The organism is Vibrio sp. McD22-P3, from assembly GCF_021568915.1.
Classification (GTDB): domain Bacteria; phylum Pseudomonadota; class Gammaproteobacteria; order Enterobacterales; family Vibrionaceae; genus Vibrio; species Vibrio mediterranei.
Genome location: NZ_JAKGTN010000002.1, coordinates 1 through 18,369 on the forward strand (window position 1 = coordinate 1; position 18,369 = coordinate 18,369).

Sequence of the window (18,369 nt, forward strand, 5' to 3'; positions counted from 1 at the left end):
GCACCATGTTCATCTTCCACGACTACCGTGTATTCAAGACGTTTCTTCTCACCTTCTGCCAACGCATCGGTCGCAGGCAGATCATCCTTCAGCTCATAACGCCAGTCACCGGTTTCTTCATCAACAGTGAATGTACCGTAAGTGGTGTCTGCTGGCTCTTTGAGTGTGAAACTCAGCTCCGCTCCGTTATCGACATCCGACGCATCAATAAAACCTGTTGTGACAGCTTTACCGTTGTCATCATCACCGGCTTCACGTACTCGACCTTTACTGTCAACATCGTCTATGACTGGTGCATCATTGCTAGTCACCGAGATAGTTTGAGTAACCACCGCGCCCTGTTCGTCTTCAACTTGAACGGTAAAACTCAGAGGAACTTCGTCACCTTCAGCTAACGCTTCTACGGCATCCGCTTCGTTATCAATAACAAAACTCCATAAGCCATCGCTAGTGATACTGAACGTGCCGTACGGGTTGCTAACGTCGCCTACTGGGCTCCACGTTAGGTTAGAAGAATCCACATCTGTCGCTGAAAGTTGACCACCTGTACTTGGTGCTCCGGCATCCTCAGTACCATTGTCAAAATGCCCAGACTCTCTTACTTCGCCTTCTGTAACCAATTCTGAGTCAATTACTGGCTTGTCGTTCGTACCTTGGATATTGATAACAATCGTTTGAAAGACATCAACACCTTGGTCGTCAGTGACTTTGACTTTGAATTCAAGAGAAGTTGATTGTCCTTCTCGTAAGGCTTGAACTTCATCTGCAGTGTTGTCTAGTTCAAATGTCCAGAGGCCGGCTTCTGTAATCGAAAAATCGCCATATGTAGAAGACACATCGCCGTCTTCTGACCAAACCAAACTTTCGACTGGAGAGTCTACATCTGTGGCATTCAACTGTCCGCTCACCGATGACGTTCCTATGTTCTCTGAACCGTCATCATTGTGTCCAGCTTCGACAACGTCACCACTGATTTCGCTATTTGCACTGATAACAGGTTTATCGTTAGTGCCAGTAATAGTGATTACAAATGGTTGTGACGTAGAGGAGTTTAAAGGGTCGGTGACTTGGACGGTAAAGGAGAGTGTGACAGTATCATTGACGTTTAAAGCTTGTGTGGCATCCGAGTCATTATTTAAACGGAAGGTCCATTGCCCATTATCAGCTAGCTCAAACTCACCGAAGTCAGATAGATTGTCCGGAGTAGAAATCACATCCCATGTTAACGTTGCATCGTCAAATTCAAGGTCGGTTGCTGAAAGCTGACCTGTCAGCTCAGCCGTACCGTCAAAATCACTACCGTCAGAGTTATGACCTGCTTCCACAACGTTTCCTGCTAAGGCTTCACTAAGAATTTGCGGAGCTGAGTTAACGAGTACCTGAAGAAGAGTATTAGATTGCGTCGCGGTTAGTCCTTGCGCCTCAAGGCCAGAGGTGTCGAACTGAGTTTTAGCTAGAGTTTGCGAATCATCACGCTCGATAGCGCCAGTAGTCGTTGGGCTTGAACCATTGGCTTCACCTGCAGCAGTAGCTTGTTCTTCATTTTGAGTCGGATCTTCTCCAGCCTCAATGGCAGCGATGATTTCTTCGGCATCAATATCAGAGACATCTATCTCTTGGTTTTCCCCATCTTCTTGAATCAATACAAGGTCTATATCCTCTCCGACTTCTGTATCGTTCAAAACGTTGATAACAACGTCCCCAGGTCTTGGTTCTGTTCCTTCAGGAAGGATGGTGAGTTTTCCTTGAGCATCTATTACTAACGTACCAGACACTTTTGCCAACCCAAATAGAGACAACGCACTCATGATCTACTCCTTGAATTGCTTCCGACGCCAGGAAACAATATCTTTTATCAGTTCTAGCCAGCCTTGCTTGCGCGGATGGACATATGCCCAAGCTCGAAATTTTACTTTTATTTTACATTTAGATATCAGATTAGTTGACGAAATGAAACTTTTTGGGGAAGTATTTTTCGTTTGTCTCAAAAACGAAAAAAGTCTCGCAAATACGAGACTTTTTGATGAATGTTTTAAGCTTAATCTTAGCCAATTACAGTGATAAATCCTTGTAAGATGATTAGGTTCACAATATCAATGAAAAACGCTCCCACAATAGGCACTACCATAAAGGCTTGAGGAGATGGACCGAATCGATTAACAATAGACCCCATATTCATAACCGCTGTCGGCGTAGCCCCTAAACCAAACCCACAGTGGCCACCGGCTATAACCGCTCCATCGTAGTTTTTGCCCATCACTCTAAACGTAATGTAATAAGCAAACAGCCCCAAAATAACCGATTGAACAGACAGTATGATTAAGAAAGGAATAGCCAGATCAAAGATGTTCCACAGCTGAAGACTCATCAATGCCATTGCTAAGAAAAGCGATAATGACACCGTACCGAGAATATCGACCGTTTCTGCATCCACTTTATAACTTTTGGTCACTTCGCAGATGTTGGTAATGAAAACACCGATAAATAACGCATAAACGAAGTCAGGAATCATTAACCAAGATATTTCAAATGTATTAACCCACGCATGTAAATACTTCGCTCCAGTCACACAGATGAGTAAGATAAACAGAACTTCAATAACCTTTTTAGCAGTCACGCGATCTCTTTCGTACTCGTTATAAGTTACCAATTCAGGGAAGCGCTCATGAGTATCATTGCCTCGGCCATACTCTGACTCAAAGTTATTCTTATCAATGAGTCGTTGTGCAACCGGACTACCAATAATACCGCCGATAATTAGACCAAAGGTTGCAGAAGCCATCGCAATTTCTAGTGTGTTGCTGATGCCGTAAGTCTCAGTAAAGGTTTGAGCCCAAGCAGCCCCAGTACCGTGTCCGCCCGACAAGGTAATAGAGCCCGCAATTAACCCCATTAACGGCTCTAAGCCGAGCATGGTGGCTAATCCAACTCCGACACTATTTTGGATAATAATATATACCGATGCGACCGCTAAAAAGACAAAGACTTTAGCGCCACCTTTCATCAGTTGGGTGTAGTTAGCCGCCAGTCCTACGGTGCTAAAAAACATCAACATAAATGTTTTCTGCAAGGGTAACGAGAACTCAAGATTAACGTTGTTAAAGTGTAAAACCGTAATGATAAGGGCAACGATTAATCCACCAACGATGGGTTCAGGAATGTTGTATTTTTTTAGAACAGGGAGCTTACTATTAATGATGTGTCCCAGAAAAAGAACGCTGATAGCGATCAAAAAAGATTCTAACGTGCCAACAGAGATGGTGTTGTTCATATAACCTCTTTTTTTGCTTTATCGCTCATCTTCCTTAATGAGGTTCGACTAAATTGTAAAGTGTAGTAGAAATAGAATAGATGGCGACTCGCTTTACGCAGACACCAAACGACCTTGTTTAGACTATCTATAACTTCTTAAGGTGCCGGGAAGAATCGGCAAATATGTGGCCATAGTTAATCAACAGAAACACTGTTAACCTATTGGCTACATTGAGTTTATGAATATAAAAAGAAGAACTACACTAAATTAATCGCGCAGTGTACCACAGACAGGCCATTGCGACTAATTGAACCATCGAATATATGGATAACGGAATGAAATCTATACTAACAAGGACTGTTTTTTCAGTTGCTCTATTGGCACCATTAACAGCAATAAGCGCTGTCAATATTAGCTATGGCGATACAAATACAACGTCAGAACTACAAGCGAAAACTGCAATCGAACAAAGCAAAATAAATGAGCTCGTGGTACAGCTCTCAGATGCTTACTTTCCATTTAACAACGATCTAACGATTCAATATGGCGGTGATGATGGACCACTTTACGATCCTCAAGCTCATGTCGTGCATATTCCGTATGAATTCTATACCGACTCACTCAACTACTTTTTAAACAACGATTACCAAAAGAAATTTGGCAAACCAGCTAAGGATGGAGCGCTTGATACTCTGCTTCATACTTTGTTGCATGAAGCAGGGCATGCTTACGTCGCAGATCATGGCATTGCTATTCTAGGTAAAGAAGAAGATGCCGTAGATAACTTTGCGGCAGTGTTAATGCTCAACTACGTAGAAAACGGTGCCGATGCCACTATCAGCGCTGCAGATATGTTTTCCTTTGAATCCGAAGACCGACCCGACTATTACGATTTTGCCGAGTATATCGGTGAACATAGTTTTGATCTACAACGTTATTTCAGCACACTTTGTCTAGTATATGGTAGTGACCCAGAGAGCCATGCCACGCTTCTGGATGAGATAGAAGAAGACTATAGAGAGGAGCAAAAAGATAAATGTGAAATGACTTTCCAACAGATCGATATGAACTGGAAACAAGTATTAGGAATAAAAGAAGACAAAAGCTAAAAACAAAGAAAGGAATTGATATGTCGACCCAACTCATCGTGTTTTTTGATGGAACCTGCCCACTTTGTGTCAAAGAAATGCAATCTCTAAAGCATCATGACAAAGCACTAGCCATCAAACTTATCGACATTTTCTCTACAGAGTTTGAGGCCTTTCCTAATATCGATCCCAAAGAAGCATCAGAGCGCCTTCATGCCTACGATACAGAAGGAAAATTGCTTCTCGGTTTGGACGTTACTCATAGAGCATGGAGCTTAGTAGGAAAACCCTATCTATATGGATTCACACGATGGCCACTCTTCAAGCCTATTTGCGACTGGGCGTACCTGAAATTTGCTCGTAATCGCTACCAGATATCAGGCTGGCTGACTGGAAAGAAACGATGTGAGCGGTGTCGGCTTGATTAGTCGACTACCGCTCAACGTTTTATTTACACTGTAAACGTCACGATTCAGCGTCTTTGCGAACAGCTTTAAGTAAAACAGACGTATCTGATCTATTTTCACCTTGCGAAGAGAGTGCTTTATATCTTTCGACCGTCTGTTCCGTCAGTGGAAGTCGAATGCCCTGACGAGCACCTTCATCCAAACAAAAACCGAGATCTTTAACCATCCAATCGATGGCAAAGCCAAAGTCATACTTATCTTCATCCATAGTTTTGGCACGGTTTTCCATCTGCCAAGAACCCGCCGCACCATTTTTCAAGCAATCAACTAATGAAGGAATATCTAAGCCACTCTTTTGCGCGAGTATTAATCCCTCAGACAACCCTGTTAGAACACCAGCGATACATACTTGGTTAACCATTTTTGCTCGTTGTCCTTGACCAATAGTCCCCATCAAGACCGATGACTTACCGTAAGCATCAAATACTGGCTGCAGAGCATCAAAAGTCGCTTGTTCGCCACCGCACATAATGGTTAGCACACCATTTTCTGCTCCAGCCTGTCCACCTGATACGGGCGCATCCATAAAATGGACACCCGCTTTATCACATGCAACTCCAAGTTCTTCTGCCAACACTGCTGATGTAGTCGTATGATCAACGAGAATAGCCCCTTTCTTCATGCTCGCAATGGCACCTGTCGCGGATGTGGTCATCTGTCTAACGTCATCATCGTTGCCAACACATACCGCCACCACATCGGCGTCTTTAACACAATCCGCCACTGCTTCATGATATCGACCATTGTATTCTTCCGCCCAGCGCTTCGCTTTTTCTGTAGTGCGATTAAATACGCAAACCTCAAATCCTGCTTTAGCCAAATGACCAGCCATTGGGTATCCCATAACGCCTAATCCAATAAAACTAACTTTCATTTGTACTCCTTTAATTGCTGGTGGGGTTTACCGCGGCATCCATCGTATCTGCACTAGATAAAATCGCGTCTATTAGCGATTTGACGGCCTTTGGTTGGTATTTCCTATCTTTGTACACCAAAAATGCCTGTCGGTCACTACGATAGTGCTCAGGCAGCAGATGAACTAAATTTGAGTTGCCACGCACATGTCGTAAAGGCAGTGATGCGACTCCTAAGCCTCGCTCAACTGCATCGAGTAACGCTTGGATATCATTAACAACAAGCCTAGGTTTTATCGTCATGCTTTGCTCAAGAGCGTCATCACGGTAAATCGCCAGCTTCTGACTGTTATCTATGGCAAGCCAATCTAGCTCTTGTAACTGCTCAATGTGGGTAATTTGACTGCGACTTGCTAAGTACTCAGCGCTAGCAAAAAAGCCGTGACGTGCTGTAAACAGTGGTCGAGCAATAAGATCATCCATCTCACTGATGTCAAACGTAATCAGCAATTCTCGATTCGTTTGTGGTTTTAGCTGATCATGGTTTAAAGCGAGATCGATGTGAACTTTAGTGTATTGTTTTAAATATCCTTCAACCACAGGCGCTACGAAAGAATGATAGAAACTGTGAGGGGCGGACAAACGTACCGTACCAGCAACCTGCTCCGTTTGCTCCGTTACATTACCCAACCCTATTTCGAGCTGCTCGATACCACTGCTCAGTTGATCGAAAACGAGCTTACCAATTTCGGTCGCAGCTAATTCCCTACCCTTCTTCTCTAGCAAACGCAGTCCTAAACGCTCCTCAAGTGATGAGATACGTCTTGATACTGTCGATTGAGGCACGCCCAATAGATTAGCGGTTTTTAAGACTGAGCCGTGTTCCACGACCTTACAAAACAAGTAGACGTCATCTATATACCCAAATATGGAATCCACAATTCTAAATTACCCAATATTATCTATTTATGAATAGGTTTATACTTCTTATAACAAAAATCAACAGGAGAATAACAATGAGTAAAAAACAATTTTGGGTATCAGCCCTACTTTCATCTCTAACTATGGGAATCATGATGTCCGGCATTATCTCAGGATACAAAATGGGCTTTAGTAGCGCATGGCCACCGATATGGCTACAGAGTTTTCTTATTGCTTGGCCATGTGCATTGTTGTTAAACCTTACGGTCTTGCCTCAAGTGAGAAACTTCGCAGCTTGGGTATGCGCTCCAAGAAAGATCAAAAGCAAGGAAGCATGATCATGGGAGAGTACCTTGATCATGCTTCTGAGAGCATGATATTTAGTCGCCGTTTAGAACTGAAAAAACGGCAATAAAAAAGAGCCGACTATGTCGACTCTTTTTTTCTTCATAACGAGCGTATTACTGCTCTGCGTTATGGTAAACCTGCTGAACATCATCGCAGTCATCTAGCATGTCGAGGAATTTTTGGAATTTCTCAGCATCTTCGCCAGCAATTGCAGTATGAGTTTGCGGTACAAACGTAATTTCTTCTACATCAACCGCTAGGTCTGGGTATTCAGCATTCAATGCCGTTTTCGCTTTGAAGAACTCAGTATGTGGTGCAAATACCGTGATGACGCCATCTTCAAGCTCGATATCCGTTACATCAACATCTGCCATCATAAGAGCTTCAAGCACTGCTTCTTCGTCATCACCTTTAAACTGGAATACCGCTTGGTGATCGAACATGTGAGCCACAGTACCAGGGCTACCAATCTTTGCGCCAGTCTTAACAAAGCATTGGCGAACATCTTGGAAAGTACGGTTGCCATTGTCTGTTAGACAGTCAACGATGACACTAACGCCACCAGGACCAAACCCTTCGTAACGTGCAGGCTGGTAATCTTCACCACCACCACCGCTAGCTTTGTCTAGTGCTTTATCGATAACGTGAGCAGGAACTTGATCCTTTTTAGCTTTAGCAATCAGGTGCTTAAGTGAAAGGTTCATTTCTGGATCAGCACCACCGTTCTTAGCAGCTACATAGATCTCTTTACCATACTTGGAATAAACTTTAATTTTCGCGCCCTGAGTCTTGGCCATTGAGGCCTTGCGCACTTCAAAACTTCTTCCCATCGGGATGTTCTCTCTAATTCATTTTAACGCGGAGGATTTTATCAAATCGTCGGTACAATTCAATTGTGAACGCCGTGAATGGCGTTTACATCACTCCCATCATTCTTTTGTATTTGTCGACACACTGTTCAAACCATGCTTGTTCAGCCTCATCCGCTATCTTTTCGAGTTGCTCGCGTATAGCTTCAGGCCCCGCTTTGGCTTCTTTTAATTGCCACACAACAAAGGAAGCTTGTTTATCAAGTTCAACTTTATTCTTTTCAGAGGGTGGGAGAAGCGACAAATTATGGGACATGGTATTTAGTCAGTTGATGTTGGCAAGGGAGCAGAATATACCATTGATGAAGTATTAAACTCAAATGAAAGGGTGTTATTTGGGATAGACAGAAAATACAAAGGGTGGCCTTAGCCACCCTATCTGGTTATCCAATATTAGTGAATCAAGCCTAGCTCTCTTGCTTCTTCGAGAGTTAGACCACTTTCTCTGATTTCCCTCAACGCTTCAATGCGACGTCTAGCTTCTGCGGATTTTCCTTGTTTCGCAGGACGTATGTGTTCTTGGACTTCTTCAGAGTGATCCCACTTACTTGTCATGGATGTCATTTCGTCATGGTCGATTGAATTAATGGACATTGTTACCTCCTGATGAACCATGTCTGAACACCTAATCTGTAGCAAACGACAATTTTGTTGTTAAGAAAAACTGAGTCAGAATGTGATAGGGGCAATAGTTCTAAACAGAAGTTTTAGAAAGCGGTTTTTAAACTTTGAAATCCATCAGCGGTGGGATTACATTTAGGAGATTCCACCTCAGAAAATCAACTTGATCGAGATCTCCTTTTTTCTCCTCTAAACCCGCACCAGATATTAATTTCACCTCACCCAGAAATGGGGGGAATCGTCGAATTTCAGACAAAAAAAAAGCGAGCCCAAATTGAACTCGCAAAAAATATATCAGAATGAATGTAACAATATGAGCCAATCTACTTATTTCATTAGAAAGGACAAAAGGTTGTCTATTCGGAATAAATATTAGCCAACCACGCTTGTTACTTTGTCAGCTTATTGTCAGCGTTATGTGTTATTCCTAACAAGTTAGTACTATGTGTAACAAGGGGTTAATTAGCGCTAAATAGCGACCTCATCTAGCACGCGAAATACCGTTTCATCGATATGCCCTTCGTGCACTTGTTTACACACTTTTTTACGGACGGCCAACGCTGAGATCAGTCGTTCAATCGACAAATGCTTGTTTTCTTGTCGAGAGTTATATAACTCCACAACACGACTTAGCACTTCATACGGAATGACCTGGTCATCAACACGCAACCAATCCAGCTTCTCCATAAGCTCTGAGCACTCTTGTTTGATTGAGGCGACCGAATGCCCTGTCATGGCAGACAGTGCCGTTACACTGCGTTCTAGAGCTTCTGATGAAGTATATTTAGATAAGATGATGGTTATTTCATCCGCATTGATTTCAACTAAGTGTTTTCTCTGCTTCACTCTGCGCCCCAAGTTTCCTCTTGGAGACGGTGCTTTACGCTGAATTGGCTCGAACTCACCGTCAATGATTGTCGACAGCTCGTCGAGTTGCTTACGAGTTACTAACTCATTGCGTAATGGGTTAGGTAAGGTTGGTGCCATGTTTCGCTTACCTGCATTCGTCGTTCTTGCTCTTGAGTAACGCAATACTTCTTCCACATCACAACGAATATCAACCTGATAATCTGGTAGCTTAGCATCAGGATCCATGCATTGTAGTGTCAGATGATAGCCCCATAAGTTGACATCAAATTGATCATTGCTTGTGGATCCTTCCCCTAGTTTTCTCAGCTCTCGAAGAAGATCCATCGAGAAGCGTCGCCATTCTATGTTACGCGCAAGCTTTTGATTAAGCTCTGAAAGAAGAAGAGTATCGGTATGACGTCGGGCCATACGACTTCTGAAATACGAATACAACTGAAATACCAAGGTATGCTGTTTTAGAATTTCAGGCGGGAACAAGAAAAAATAGTCTCTCGTTAATAACTCTTCGTAGAACGACGGCTCCCACACCAAGATATATAAATTAGGCTTGATCTTGATCTCACCATCCGCGCCTTCACGTGGTGCCTCTTCAGATGCAGTGATCGTTCTGGCTAGAAATCTAAAACGATCACTCTTGAATCCTTCAGGCATATTTTCGCTGAGCCAACGACCTGTAAGCTCGTGCAATTGGAAATCGGTAAATTCAATTCGATCAATACTATCACGAATGGAATCACGTGCTGGGCCACTATCTTTTTTACCTCGAAGGGAAAGGATGTCAGTGATATACAAAGGGGTCTTGTTAGGCACATGTTTAGCATCAAGGTGATACTCTTCGTGGTGATGATCATGGTATTGCACCGTTAGCGTAAACAATGCAAACAGCGTCATAAGATCATCAACAGTCATGATATTCTTAGATGATCGAGTTTCAATCACCGCTTTTGTACCTGAGATGGATACCATCGACTTCTGATAGCTTTTACGTGTACGTGGTGGAGCGAGTGCTTGATCGATAATGCCTGCCCAGTTTGTTGGAGATACTACAAACTGATCTGCTTCATCGCGCATAGCTGGTGGCGTATAAAGTCCATGTTCATTCAACAAGCGTTTATTCACTTGTGTTTGAGCCAATGCTTTTGATTTTTTTTGCTTTTCGGATTGCTTAACCGATTCGGTTACCAGGCTGGTTGCGCCCAAAACGGATACTAATTGATTGGGATTAATAAACCGATGAAGCATCGTTTTGCCAGCGAGGCCTTCCTCAAACTTAACACCATGTTGGCTAAACAAACCAATATTTACTGCGGCTCTCAAACGTTGCTGAATAGCTGCACGAGTTAGTTTACCGTCAGTGGCGTCGATTAACTCGGTAGTTGAAACGTAACCATCTTTAGAACTGAATCCGCGTAAAGAGATAAGATTCAGCAGTTCCAAAATGCTCTTGGTCACGCCTTTGAAGTGCTGATACTGCTCAATCCAATCGACAGACGTTTCTGTCACTTCAAAAAGATGTCCGCCTTTGTGATCTCGTGGAGATCGGATCAATAATTTTTCATCGTTGCTCATGATTGGATCTATATCACACTATCCGTAAATTCGATATTGTTCCATAGAATAAAGAATAATGCCGAATAAATAAAGATCTATTTTATTGCTCTTAATAAACTGATCTTTACTGATAATACTGATCTAATATGATTAAGTGATCTTATGATCTGACACTTTTATTTACCGCAATCCCATGTTTTTAAAAGAAAAAATATGAAAAGCAATCGGACGCATGATCATGGTAATTACGAAACGATGATCATTGTTTTTCGAATGCATGATCATAGAACTCTGGAGGCATGATCATCATCTGCCCGAAAATATGATCATTACGCTTACGGATAGATGATCATGAAGTCATCACAACTTATCCACAGAAAAAGTAGAAAAGCTGTGAATAGCTTAATGTAAATATCTTTTAAATCATAAATTTACCTCGAAAGCATGATCAAGGTGGAAGAATTATTTGTCGTCTTAGGCAATTGATGAAAGTCATTGTTCAAATATTACTCGAATTGAATAAAGATAAACGAACAGACGCTTTTTCATCGTTAATGGCTTTAACCCTTATATATTAGGAAGCATGATCAAGTAAGTTTATTGAACCTGTTATTGCATTTTGAATTCTGTCGTTAACCACTGAATCTTACCACTATCCCTTGTTCTATCGGGCATAAGCCGTAATTTTGTCGAAGATTTACATGCTTCCGTAGTGACAAAGTACTTGATCATTCTTCCAAGATAAATGATCGACGTAACAGACCAATAATCCAACGTCTGTTTCTAAAACTCCCCTTGATCATGCTTCTATAGTTTCGGAACTATGATCATGAGTTTTGTCTTTTGGTGTTCTAACATTTCTTCACTGACCAATGAACAATTATTTGTGTGCCTAAAAAGACGCTTAATTTGAAATAACTGAGGTAGAAACAACAAAGTCCGTAAGTTATCCAATATTTATAATCGTTCCGAGATGTTTTTTATTTACATTGTAAATAGGTTACGTGGTAACACTTGAAATCTGTTGAGGTTTCTGTGTCTTTCACTTCATTATAACTTGGACTGTTTGATGTATTTTTCATCAGCTTTGTAGGCAAAATCACGATTTGGCTTTTATGTGGTCAATTTATTGTAAAAAACAACACTAAGTGAGTGGACAGCTTTTTGATGTGAATGTACGATATAGCTGTACATTAATTCATTAGGTTACTTGGTTGGAACTTAGGTATGAAAAGAGAACAAACAATAGATAATCTCTACCAACTTGCAGAACAAACTCAGCAAGTACAAGCAGATCGCATCGAAATTGTATTAGAAGAACGAAGCGATGATCACTTTCCTGCAATGTCAAAAGCAATGATGGAAACTCGTTCTGGACTGACTCGTCGTAAACTGGATGATGCCATCAGTAAGATGGAAGCAAATGGTCATCAATTTACTAAAAATAATGCCAATCATTATTCTATTTCGTTGCAAGAAGCACACATGTTGATGGATGCGGCTGCGGTACCTAAATTTCACGAACGTAAACAAAGCGCCAATAATAAACCGTGGATTATTAACGTTCAAAACCAAAAGGGTGGTACTGGTAAGTCTATGAGTGCAGTTCATCTAGCTGCCTGCCTAGCGCTAAACTTGGACAAACGCTATCGTATCTGTCTAATTGACTTGGACCCTCAAGGTTCACTTCGTTTGTTCTTGAATCCACAAATCAGTATTTCCGAACATGAAAACATCTATTCTGCGGTAGATGTAATGCTAGAAAATGTACCGGAAGGGACTGATATTGATATTGATTTTTTACGCCGCAACGTTTTGCTACCAACTCAGTATCCTAACCTAAAAACGATTTCAGCCTTCCCTGAAGATGCGATGTTTAACGCGGAAGCATGGCAAAACCTTTCTCAAAACCAATCTCTCGATATTGTTAAACTACTAAAAGAGAAGTTGATTGACAAAATCGCGGATGACTTCGACGTCATCATGATTGATACTGGCCCTCACGTTGATCCACTAGTTTGGAACGCTATGTATGCATCTAATGCTCTGCTTATTCCATGTGCAGCTAAACGTTTAGATTGGGCTTCAACAGTCAATTTCTTCCAGCACCTTCCGACTGTTTATGAGATGTTCCCAGAAGATTGGAAAGGATTAGAATTTGTTCGTCTGATGCCGACCATGTTTGAAGATGATAATAAAAAACAAGTGTCTGTCTTAACAGAGATGAACTACCTACTTGGTGACCAAGTTATGATGGCGACAATTCCTCGTAGTAGGGCATTTGAAACTTGCGCAGATACCTACAGCACAGTATTTGATTTAACGGCTTCTGACTTTGAAGGTGGTAAAAAAACGCTGGCGACAGCACAAGACGCAGTACACAAAAGTGCACTAGAGTTAGAAAGAGTGCTTCACAGCAACTGGTCATCATTGAATCAAGGGTAACGTTATATGGCTATTAAAACTTCTGAACTTAACGCTAAGCTTTTCGGAAAAGCAAATAAGAGACGTGCAACTACCCCTCAGGAAGCGCAAACCGCAGCCAAGGAACAAGCCCAATATATTGAGTTATCAGTTGCAGGGGAGGAGCTAGTTTCATTTGAACTTGTGCGTATTCCTGCAAATGAAGTGGAATCGAAGACGTTCGTATTTGAAGAAAATGCACGTGAGCAATCATTCTTAAACGAGCACGCACTCTCTGATGTACTGGCAACTTTAAGAGATAAAGGGCAACAGTATCCAGCAGTTGGCCGCCGTCAAAAAGACGGAACCATTGAAGTTCTTGATGGTAGCCGTCGTCGTATGTCATGTATTCTGGCTCAAAAAGAGTTCTTGATTTATGTTGCTGAAAACATCAATGGCGACCACGCTAAATTCTTGTCTGATGTTGCGAACGCCCATAAGCCGCTGTCTCTATATGAAAAAGGTAAAGAGATGCTAGCTAAGCTTGAAAGCGGCGAAGCTGAAGACCAAAAAGCGCTAGCGAAAATGTTTCAATGTAGCGAAGCTCTGGTAAGCGGAGCTCTGAAAGCTGCAGACTTACCACTAGAACTTCTTCAAGCATACCCTAACGTGAGTGATTTAGGGCGTCCAACTATTGTGCGTCTACATAAACAATTTAGCGAGCTTGATGGTGACAAACAAAACCAATTGATTCAGCGTTGTCACCAGAATGAAGGTTACGTGTGGCAGAAAAGTCGTGCTCAAGGTGTTGCACGCATTACCAAAGATGTGTCGGAAACTCTAGAGAACTGGATGCATGAACTTGCGCCACCTAAGAGAGCTAAAGTCGCGAAAATTGATCTCGTTAAGGGACGGGCAAGTTACACTCGCAAAGGTCCAAATTTAGCACTCAACCTTAAAAAGGTCGATGATCAAACAATGGATGAAATCCTAGAGTTCATAAAAACTAAGATGAACTAAATAACTTTCAAAATACCTCGCCATAGCGAGGTATTTTTTTGTGTTAATATTGTGGTAAGTCCACACAGCAATGATACCCATGACGGCTTTATTTTCCTCACAGCTTCATCTTCTCGAGCAACAACATGCAATAGCGGATGAGCGCTTTCAACGAAGTGCGCTCATTTTAGAAGGCTCACTGGCATGGCAGCATGAATTGATTGAGCAATTCTCGATGCGCTTTCCTAAAGACTCTAAGTTTCAGCTAGGAGAAGAATCTATCGGCTCTCTAGACGCTATTCCGGTTAAACAAGGAAAACGTCTACTAGGAAGGGAAGTTAAGCTACTCGTCGTGACGCTTAGCGATGATTTTGATGCTAATAGTTTTAATGCTGCACTTGGTGCGCTCGTAGGAGGCGGTGTACTCATTCTGTTAAGTAATGGAAGTGATGTACATCCTTGGTTAGAGCGACACCTCGCTTTGCTACCTCGACTGAAACAATCAAGCCGTAACCTGATTAATGATTTGGCTTATTGGCAAAATCAACACCAGGCGCGTGAGAGTAGCAATATTTATGTAGAACAAAACGAAGCCATCGAGGCCATCGAGCGAGTCCTTACGGGACATAGAAAACGTCCTTTGGTTATTACTGCCGATCGAGGGCGTGGCAAAAGCAGTGCCCTCGGACTAGCGGCGGCAAGAATAGCCGCTTCACGTCCGTGTCGAATCCTGGTCACTGCGCCAAGCAAAGCTGCTGTTCAGCCTGTATTTGGCTTCAGTCAGCTAGAACAAAGCGCTTCGTCATCTATTGAGTTTGTTTCGCCAGATGAGCTGATAAAGTCAATTCCTGTTTGTGATTTATTGTTTGTCGACGAAGCCGCAGCGATTCCAGTTCCACTCTTGAAAACCATTGTTGCCCATTACCATCGTCTAGTTATCAGTTCGACTGTTCATGGTTATGAAGGGTGTGGAAGAGGGTTTAGCCTTAAGTTCCTTCCTTGGCTCCAGAAGGAACGTAAAGGAACCAAACTACATCATATGCAGCAGCCGATTCGATGGGCCCAAAACGATGCTTTAGAGAAGTGGTGCGCCGGTGCGTTTCTATTACAAGCTGAGCTAACACAGTTGGCAAGTGACGTTAAGTTTGATTCGTTTGACTCAAAGCGTTGGTCTTTTTCTTCAGTGGCAACAAATGATTGTAGCAATAACGAATCAATATTGTCTGAAGCCTTTGCTTTACTCGTTAATGCGCACTACCAGACTTCTCCTAACGATCTGATGTTATTGTTCTCGTCAAAAACAATGACGCTTTATACCATGAGTTACGATGGTCAGGTTGTCGGCGCTGTTCTCTTAAATAGGGAAGGGGATTTGTCTCTTGATATCGTAGAGAGAGTCCAACTAGGGCAGTCTCGTCCGCCGGGTAACTTGGCGCCGGTTGAGCTAGCTAATCACCTTGCTCTATCTGAGCCAGCTACGCAATGTTGTGGCAGAGTGATGCGAATAGCGGTTCATCCTCTAGTACAATCCTCTGGTGTCGGTTCTGAGATGCTGCGTCGTTTGAAACTACTAATAGGTGATCAGGTAGATTATCTTGCCACCAGCTTTGGGGTGACCACAGAGCTGTTTAGATTCTGGCAAAGCAACCAATTCGTTCCGCTTAAACTGGGTAGTGCTAAAGATAAAGCTAGTGGTACCTATAGCCTTACTTTGGTATTGCCAACATCTAAAAATAGTGAAGATTGGCTTTCCCAAGCTAAACAACAGTTCAGCCGAAATCTAGTTTATCAATTGAGATCGGTCAATCGGGATATTCATCCATCGCTTGCATGGTCATTATTTTCGACTTCAATTATAGAGAGAAGCGCTGCGTTGCCATCGAAGCTCGCCATTCTGTACTCAAGAGGTGGCAACTCATTGGTTTCCAGCCGTAGCGATTTGTTCGACTTCATGGTGTCTCTCGCAAATGCCTCAGTAGATGTTGATAGTCCGATTGTCACGGCCGTCGTGTTGCAAGAATGGTCTTGGGAACACGTTGTCCATCAATTGAGCCTAGAGGGACGTAAACAAGCTGAAACTCAATTCAGGCTGGAACTCTGTTCACTCATCGAACGTTTACAGTGTAAATTGACTTAAACTTCTCTTGCCTTGGATTTACACTGTAAACAAAGCCACCGACGTTTACAGTGTAAATTGCCAGAATCCTGTTTTTACACTGTAAATCCTCTTCAAACTCAAATTCAGTTCTCTCTCACCCACCACACGTTCATAGTTGAATCAGAGTCAAAGAACCAACCGAATTACCGTGACGCCAACCGGAGTTTTCGATATTGAACATAGTCTCACTACTGAGACTACATTAAGATAATTAAAATTGTTGAAGCATGATCACATTGTTCAGTTTGAGCTTGTGTAATGAGCATAAGGAAGTGTCTAGCCATCATGTGGAAAAGTGTTCTCAAAATATCGTCAAATGGTAATGAAGTTATTGCCCAATTACCGAGTGAGTATGAGCAAGGTCTGGCATTAGAAGCTTCTTTGCTAAACAACATGTTGGGTGAGCTTAATGCCCAGCATTTCTTTCTTGACGAATCTGCTGTCAATCAATTCATAAAGTGTGCTGCAAGTGCAAAAGGTGAAGCCTTTTCTGGCATCACTATTGCCCAAATTAAAGATGCTAGCGCTGAAGTGATACTAACCGAGCAAGATATGATTGCTAGTATTAAAGTCACTGGAGCATACGGCGGCAATCCACTTCAGCCTAATGACATCATCAAATCACTCACAGAATCCAGAGTAGTTAAAGGGCTTAACAAAAAAGCGTTAAAGAAGGTACTGCTACTCAGTCGTCAGCTTAAAGCTGGTGAGAGCTATACCCAACCTGTGGCGATAGGAAAAAGGCCGAAAGAAGGTAAAGATGCGCAGTTTATTCCACTAGTAGCTGACCCTAAAAAGCGTGTACTCAAACCGCAAGCTACCGGCGATGGAGACAAAGTAGATATGCGTGATTTAGGAGCCATTGTTACGGTAGGTGAAAATGAGCAAGTGATGAAGCGAATACCGGCCATCAAAGGTGAGAATGGATTCACAGTCACTGGAGCCATCATCCCTCCTAAAGCAGTCAAAGACAATCCACTTAAACCGGGAGCAGGGACCAAGTTCTCGGCTGATAACCCGAATACATTGTTGTCTACGATGTCAGGAATGCCGGTAATTAAATCATCGGGTGTCGAGATTGATGAAGCCCTCTGCTTAAGTAAAGTGGATATATCCACCGGACATATCAAATTTAAGGGCAGTGTGGTGATTTCTGGAAATATTGAACCCAATATGGAAGTGACAGCGACAGGGACTATTACTGTTGGGGGATTTGTCGAGTCGGCAATTTTGAAGTCGAAAGGGGATATCATCGTCAGTAAAGGTATCATCGGACATAATGTTGATGATGGCGAACCCAAATCTTGTCTCATTGAGTCTGGCGGCGATGTTGTCGCTAACTACGCTCAGTTTGCCAATATTAGCTCACAAGGAGATATTCACTTTACGGTGCATAGTCTAAACAACGACATCGTGTGTGGCGGTGATTTAATAGTGACTGGCGCAGGGAAGAAACAAGGGATTTTAAGTGGTGGAGAAGCGATAGTCGGTGGCAAAGTGGTTTGTAATCAACTCGGTGTGGAAGGTGATACTGCCACCTACATAAAAGCTTTTGCGCAGTTCCAAAATTACCAAGATGGACTAGAACAACTGCAACTACGTTATACCGAGCTTCAAGAAAGTAAAATGAAAGCAATCCGACGCGAAATAGAGCTTAAGAAGGTTCCTAAGTCAGCAAGAACGGAAGAACAGAATAAAGAGCTCGAAGCATTAAATAGTTCAAACACCGAAGCGTTAGATGAACTCAATGCTGAAAAAGAGAGATTGGAGCTGGAGCTGTTTGCTAAATTAGAGCTCAATACGGTAGAGTCTTTGGTTCAAACTCACACACGTGTAACCGTCGCGTTTGACGAAGAAAAGGTGACGACAAAAAATACGCACGGCCCTGCATCATTCAGCTTTAATAAGCATATTATCCATTTTGCTCCAAAGCTAAAAGAAGAAGACCTTGCAGTTTAGAACCAAGT

15 protein-coding genes are annotated in these 18,369 nt (G+C 42.4%); 7 read left to right on the forward strand and 8 right to left on the reverse strand.

Going from position 1 to position 18,369, the window contains the following annotated elements:
- Together L2W36_RS02100 and gltS are read right to left on the reverse strand one after the other, a co-directional pair.
- Positions 1-1,808, reverse strand: a 1,808-nt coding sequence (locus L2W36_RS02100) for a VCBS domain-containing protein (RefSeq protein ID WP_236109202.1), incomplete at its 3' end; no start/stop codon positions are given.
- A 236-nt stretch (positions 1,809-2,044) separates the two neighbouring features.
- A complete protein-coding gene (gene gltS / locus L2W36_RS02105; RefSeq protein ID WP_006069707.1) occupies positions 2,045-3,271 on the reverse strand; it encodes a sodium/glutamate symporter in 1,227 nt (408 codons plus the stop codon).
- A gap of 317 nt (positions 3,272-3,588) precedes the next feature.
- Here gltS and L2W36_RS02110 point away from each other — a divergent pair, with 317 nt between their 5' ends.
- Both L2W36_RS02110 and L2W36_RS02115 read left to right on the forward strand, forming a co-directional pair.
- On the forward strand, positions 3,589-4,362 hold the full coding sequence (locus L2W36_RS02110) for a DUF4344 domain-containing metallopeptidase (protein WP_099046305.1): 774 nt from the start codon (positions 3,589-3,591) through the stop codon (positions 4,360-4,362).
- Between the two features lie 20 nt (positions 4,363-4,382).
- A complete protein-coding gene (locus L2W36_RS02115) occupies positions 4,383-4,769 on the forward strand; it encodes a thiol-disulfide oxidoreductase DCC family protein (RefSeq protein WP_063602856.1) in 387 nt (128 codons plus the stop codon).
- A 37-nt stretch (positions 4,770-4,806) separates the two neighbouring features.
- Here L2W36_RS02115 and L2W36_RS02120 read toward each other — a convergent pair whose 3' ends face one another.
- Both L2W36_RS02120 and L2W36_RS02125 read right to left on the reverse strand, forming a co-directional pair.
- The gene (locus tag L2W36_RS02120; RefSeq protein ID WP_236109203.1) at positions 4,807-5,682 is read right to left on the reverse strand and encodes an NAD(P)-dependent oxidoreductase; all 876 of its coding nucleotides are present in this window, start codon (positions 5,680-5,682) and stop codon (positions 4,807-4,809) included.
- A gap of 10 nt (positions 5,683-5,692) precedes the next feature.
- Positions 5,693-6,601 (reverse strand): LysR family transcriptional regulator, encoded by a 909-nt coding sequence (locus tag L2W36_RS02125; protein ID WP_236109204.1) that lies wholly within the window; start codon positions 6,599-6,601, stop codon positions 5,693-5,695.
- 77 nt (positions 6,602-6,678) lie between these two features.
- Here L2W36_RS02125 and L2W36_RS02130 point away from each other — a divergent pair, with 77 nt between their 5' ends.
- A complete protein-coding gene (locus tag L2W36_RS02130) occupies positions 6,679-6,921 on the forward strand; it encodes a DUF2798 domain-containing protein (RefSeq protein ID WP_063602859.1) in 243 nt (80 codons plus the stop codon).
- Between the two features lie 123 nt (positions 6,922-7,044).
- Here L2W36_RS02130 and L2W36_RS02135 read toward each other — a convergent pair whose 3' ends face one another.
- The 4 genes from L2W36_RS02135 to L2W36_RS02150 all read right to left on the reverse strand — a co-directional run bounded on the left by L2W36_RS02135 (position 7,045) and on the right by L2W36_RS02150 (position 10,860).
- Positions 7,045-7,761: a YebC/PmpR family DNA-binding transcriptional regulator gene (locus L2W36_RS02135; RefSeq protein WP_038227619.1), complete on the reverse strand. Its 717-nt coding sequence runs from the start codon at positions 7,759-7,761 to the stop codon at positions 7,045-7,047.
- A gap of 85 nt (positions 7,762-7,846) precedes the next feature.
- Positions 7,847-8,056 carry a DUF3283 family protein gene (locus L2W36_RS02140; RefSeq protein WP_006069715.1) on the reverse strand — a complete coding sequence of 70 codons (210 nt, stop codon included), beginning with the start codon at positions 8,054-8,056 and terminating at the stop codon, positions 7,847-7,849.
- A 137-nt stretch (positions 8,057-8,193) separates the two neighbouring features.
- The gene (locus tag L2W36_RS02145; RefSeq protein ID WP_236109205.1) at positions 8,194-8,394 is read right to left on the reverse strand and encodes a PA3496 family putative envelope integrity protein; all 201 of its coding nucleotides are present in this window, start codon (positions 8,392-8,394) and stop codon (positions 8,194-8,196) included.
- A gap of 495 nt (positions 8,395-8,889) precedes the next feature.
- The gene (locus L2W36_RS02150) at positions 8,890-10,860 is read right to left on the reverse strand and encodes a replication initiator protein RctB domain-containing protein (protein WP_038227617.1); all 1,971 of its coding nucleotides are present in this window, start codon (positions 10,858-10,860) and stop codon (positions 8,890-8,892) included.
- Between the two features lie 1,209 nt (positions 10,861-12,069).
- Between L2W36_RS02150 and L2W36_RS02155 the strand changes: the two genes are divergently transcribed.
- The 4 genes from L2W36_RS02155 (at position 12,070) to L2W36_RS02170 (ending at position 18,361) form a co-directional block, all read left to right on the forward strand.
- A complete protein-coding gene (locus L2W36_RS02155; protein ID WP_006069718.1) occupies positions 12,070-13,287 on the forward strand; it encodes an AAA family ATPase in 1,218 nt (405 codons plus the stop codon).
- A gap of 6 nt (positions 13,288-13,293) precedes the next feature.
- Positions 13,294-14,265, forward strand: a complete 972-nt coding sequence (locus L2W36_RS02160) for a ParB/RepB/Spo0J family partition protein (RefSeq protein ID WP_031494124.1) — start codon at positions 13,294-13,296, stop codon at positions 14,263-14,265.
- Positions 14,266-14,344: 79 nt separating this feature from the next.
- Positions 14,345-16,381: a GNAT family N-acetyltransferase gene (locus tag L2W36_RS02165; RefSeq protein ID WP_236109206.1), complete on the forward strand. Its 2,037-nt coding sequence runs from the start codon at positions 14,345-14,347 to the stop codon at positions 16,379-16,381.
- A 306-nt stretch (positions 16,382-16,687) separates the two neighbouring features.
- The gene (locus tag L2W36_RS02170; protein ID WP_198559317.1) at positions 16,688-18,361 is read left to right on the forward strand and encodes a DUF342 domain-containing protein; all 1,674 of its coding nucleotides are present in this window, start codon (positions 16,688-16,690) and stop codon (positions 18,359-18,361) included.
- Positions 18,362-18,369 lie beyond the last annotated feature (8 nt).

Bases quoted from the DNA above. Each gene is read 5' to 3' on its own strand.
- L2W36_RS02120 (WP_236109203.1), bottom strand. From the start codon at position 5,682: ATGAAAGTTAGTTTTATTGGATTAGGCGTTATGGGATACCCAATGGCT.
- L2W36_RS02110 (WP_099046305.1), top strand. From the start codon at position 3,589: ATGAAATCTATACTAACAAGGACTGTTTTTTCAGTTGCTCTATTGGCA.
- L2W36_RS02150 (WP_038227617.1), bottom strand. From the start codon at position 10,860: ATGAGCAACGATGAAAAATTATTGATCCGATCTCCACGAGATCACAAA.
- L2W36_RS02165 (WP_236109206.1), top strand. From the start codon at position 14,345: ATGACGGCTTTATTTTCCTCACAGCTTCATCTTCTCGAGCAACAACAT.
- gltS (WP_006069707.1), bottom strand. From the start codon at position 3,271: ATGAACAACACCATCTCTGTTGGCACGTTAGAATCTTTTTTGATCGCT.
- L2W36_RS02170 (WP_198559317.1), top strand. From the start codon at position 16,688: ATGTGGAAAAGTGTTCTCAAAATATCGTCAAATGGTAATGAAGTTATT.
- L2W36_RS02160 (WP_031494124.1), top strand. From the start codon at position 13,294: ATGGCTATTAAAACTTCTGAACTTAACGCTAAGCTTTTCGGAAAAGCA.
- L2W36_RS02130 (WP_063602859.1), top strand. From the start codon at position 6,679: ATGAGTAAAAAACAATTTTGGGTATCAGCCCTACTTTCATCTCTAACT.
- L2W36_RS02140 (WP_006069715.1), bottom strand. From the start codon at position 8,056: ATGTCCCATAATTTGTCGCTTCTCCCACCCTCTGAAAAGAATAAAGTT.
- L2W36_RS02155 (WP_006069718.1), top strand. From the start codon at position 12,070: ATGAAAAGAGAACAAACAATAGATAATCTCTACCAACTTGCAGAACAA.
- L2W36_RS02135 (WP_038227619.1), bottom strand. From the start codon at position 7,761: ATGGGAAGAAGTTTTGAAGTGCGCAAGGCCTCAATGGCCAAGACTCAG.
- L2W36_RS02115 (WP_063602856.1), top strand. From the start codon at position 4,383: ATGTCGACCCAACTCATCGTGTTTTTTGATGGAACCTGCCCACTTTGT.
- L2W36_RS02145 (WP_236109205.1), bottom strand. From the start codon at position 8,394: ATGTCCATTAATTCAATCGACCATGACGAAATGACATCCATGACAAGT.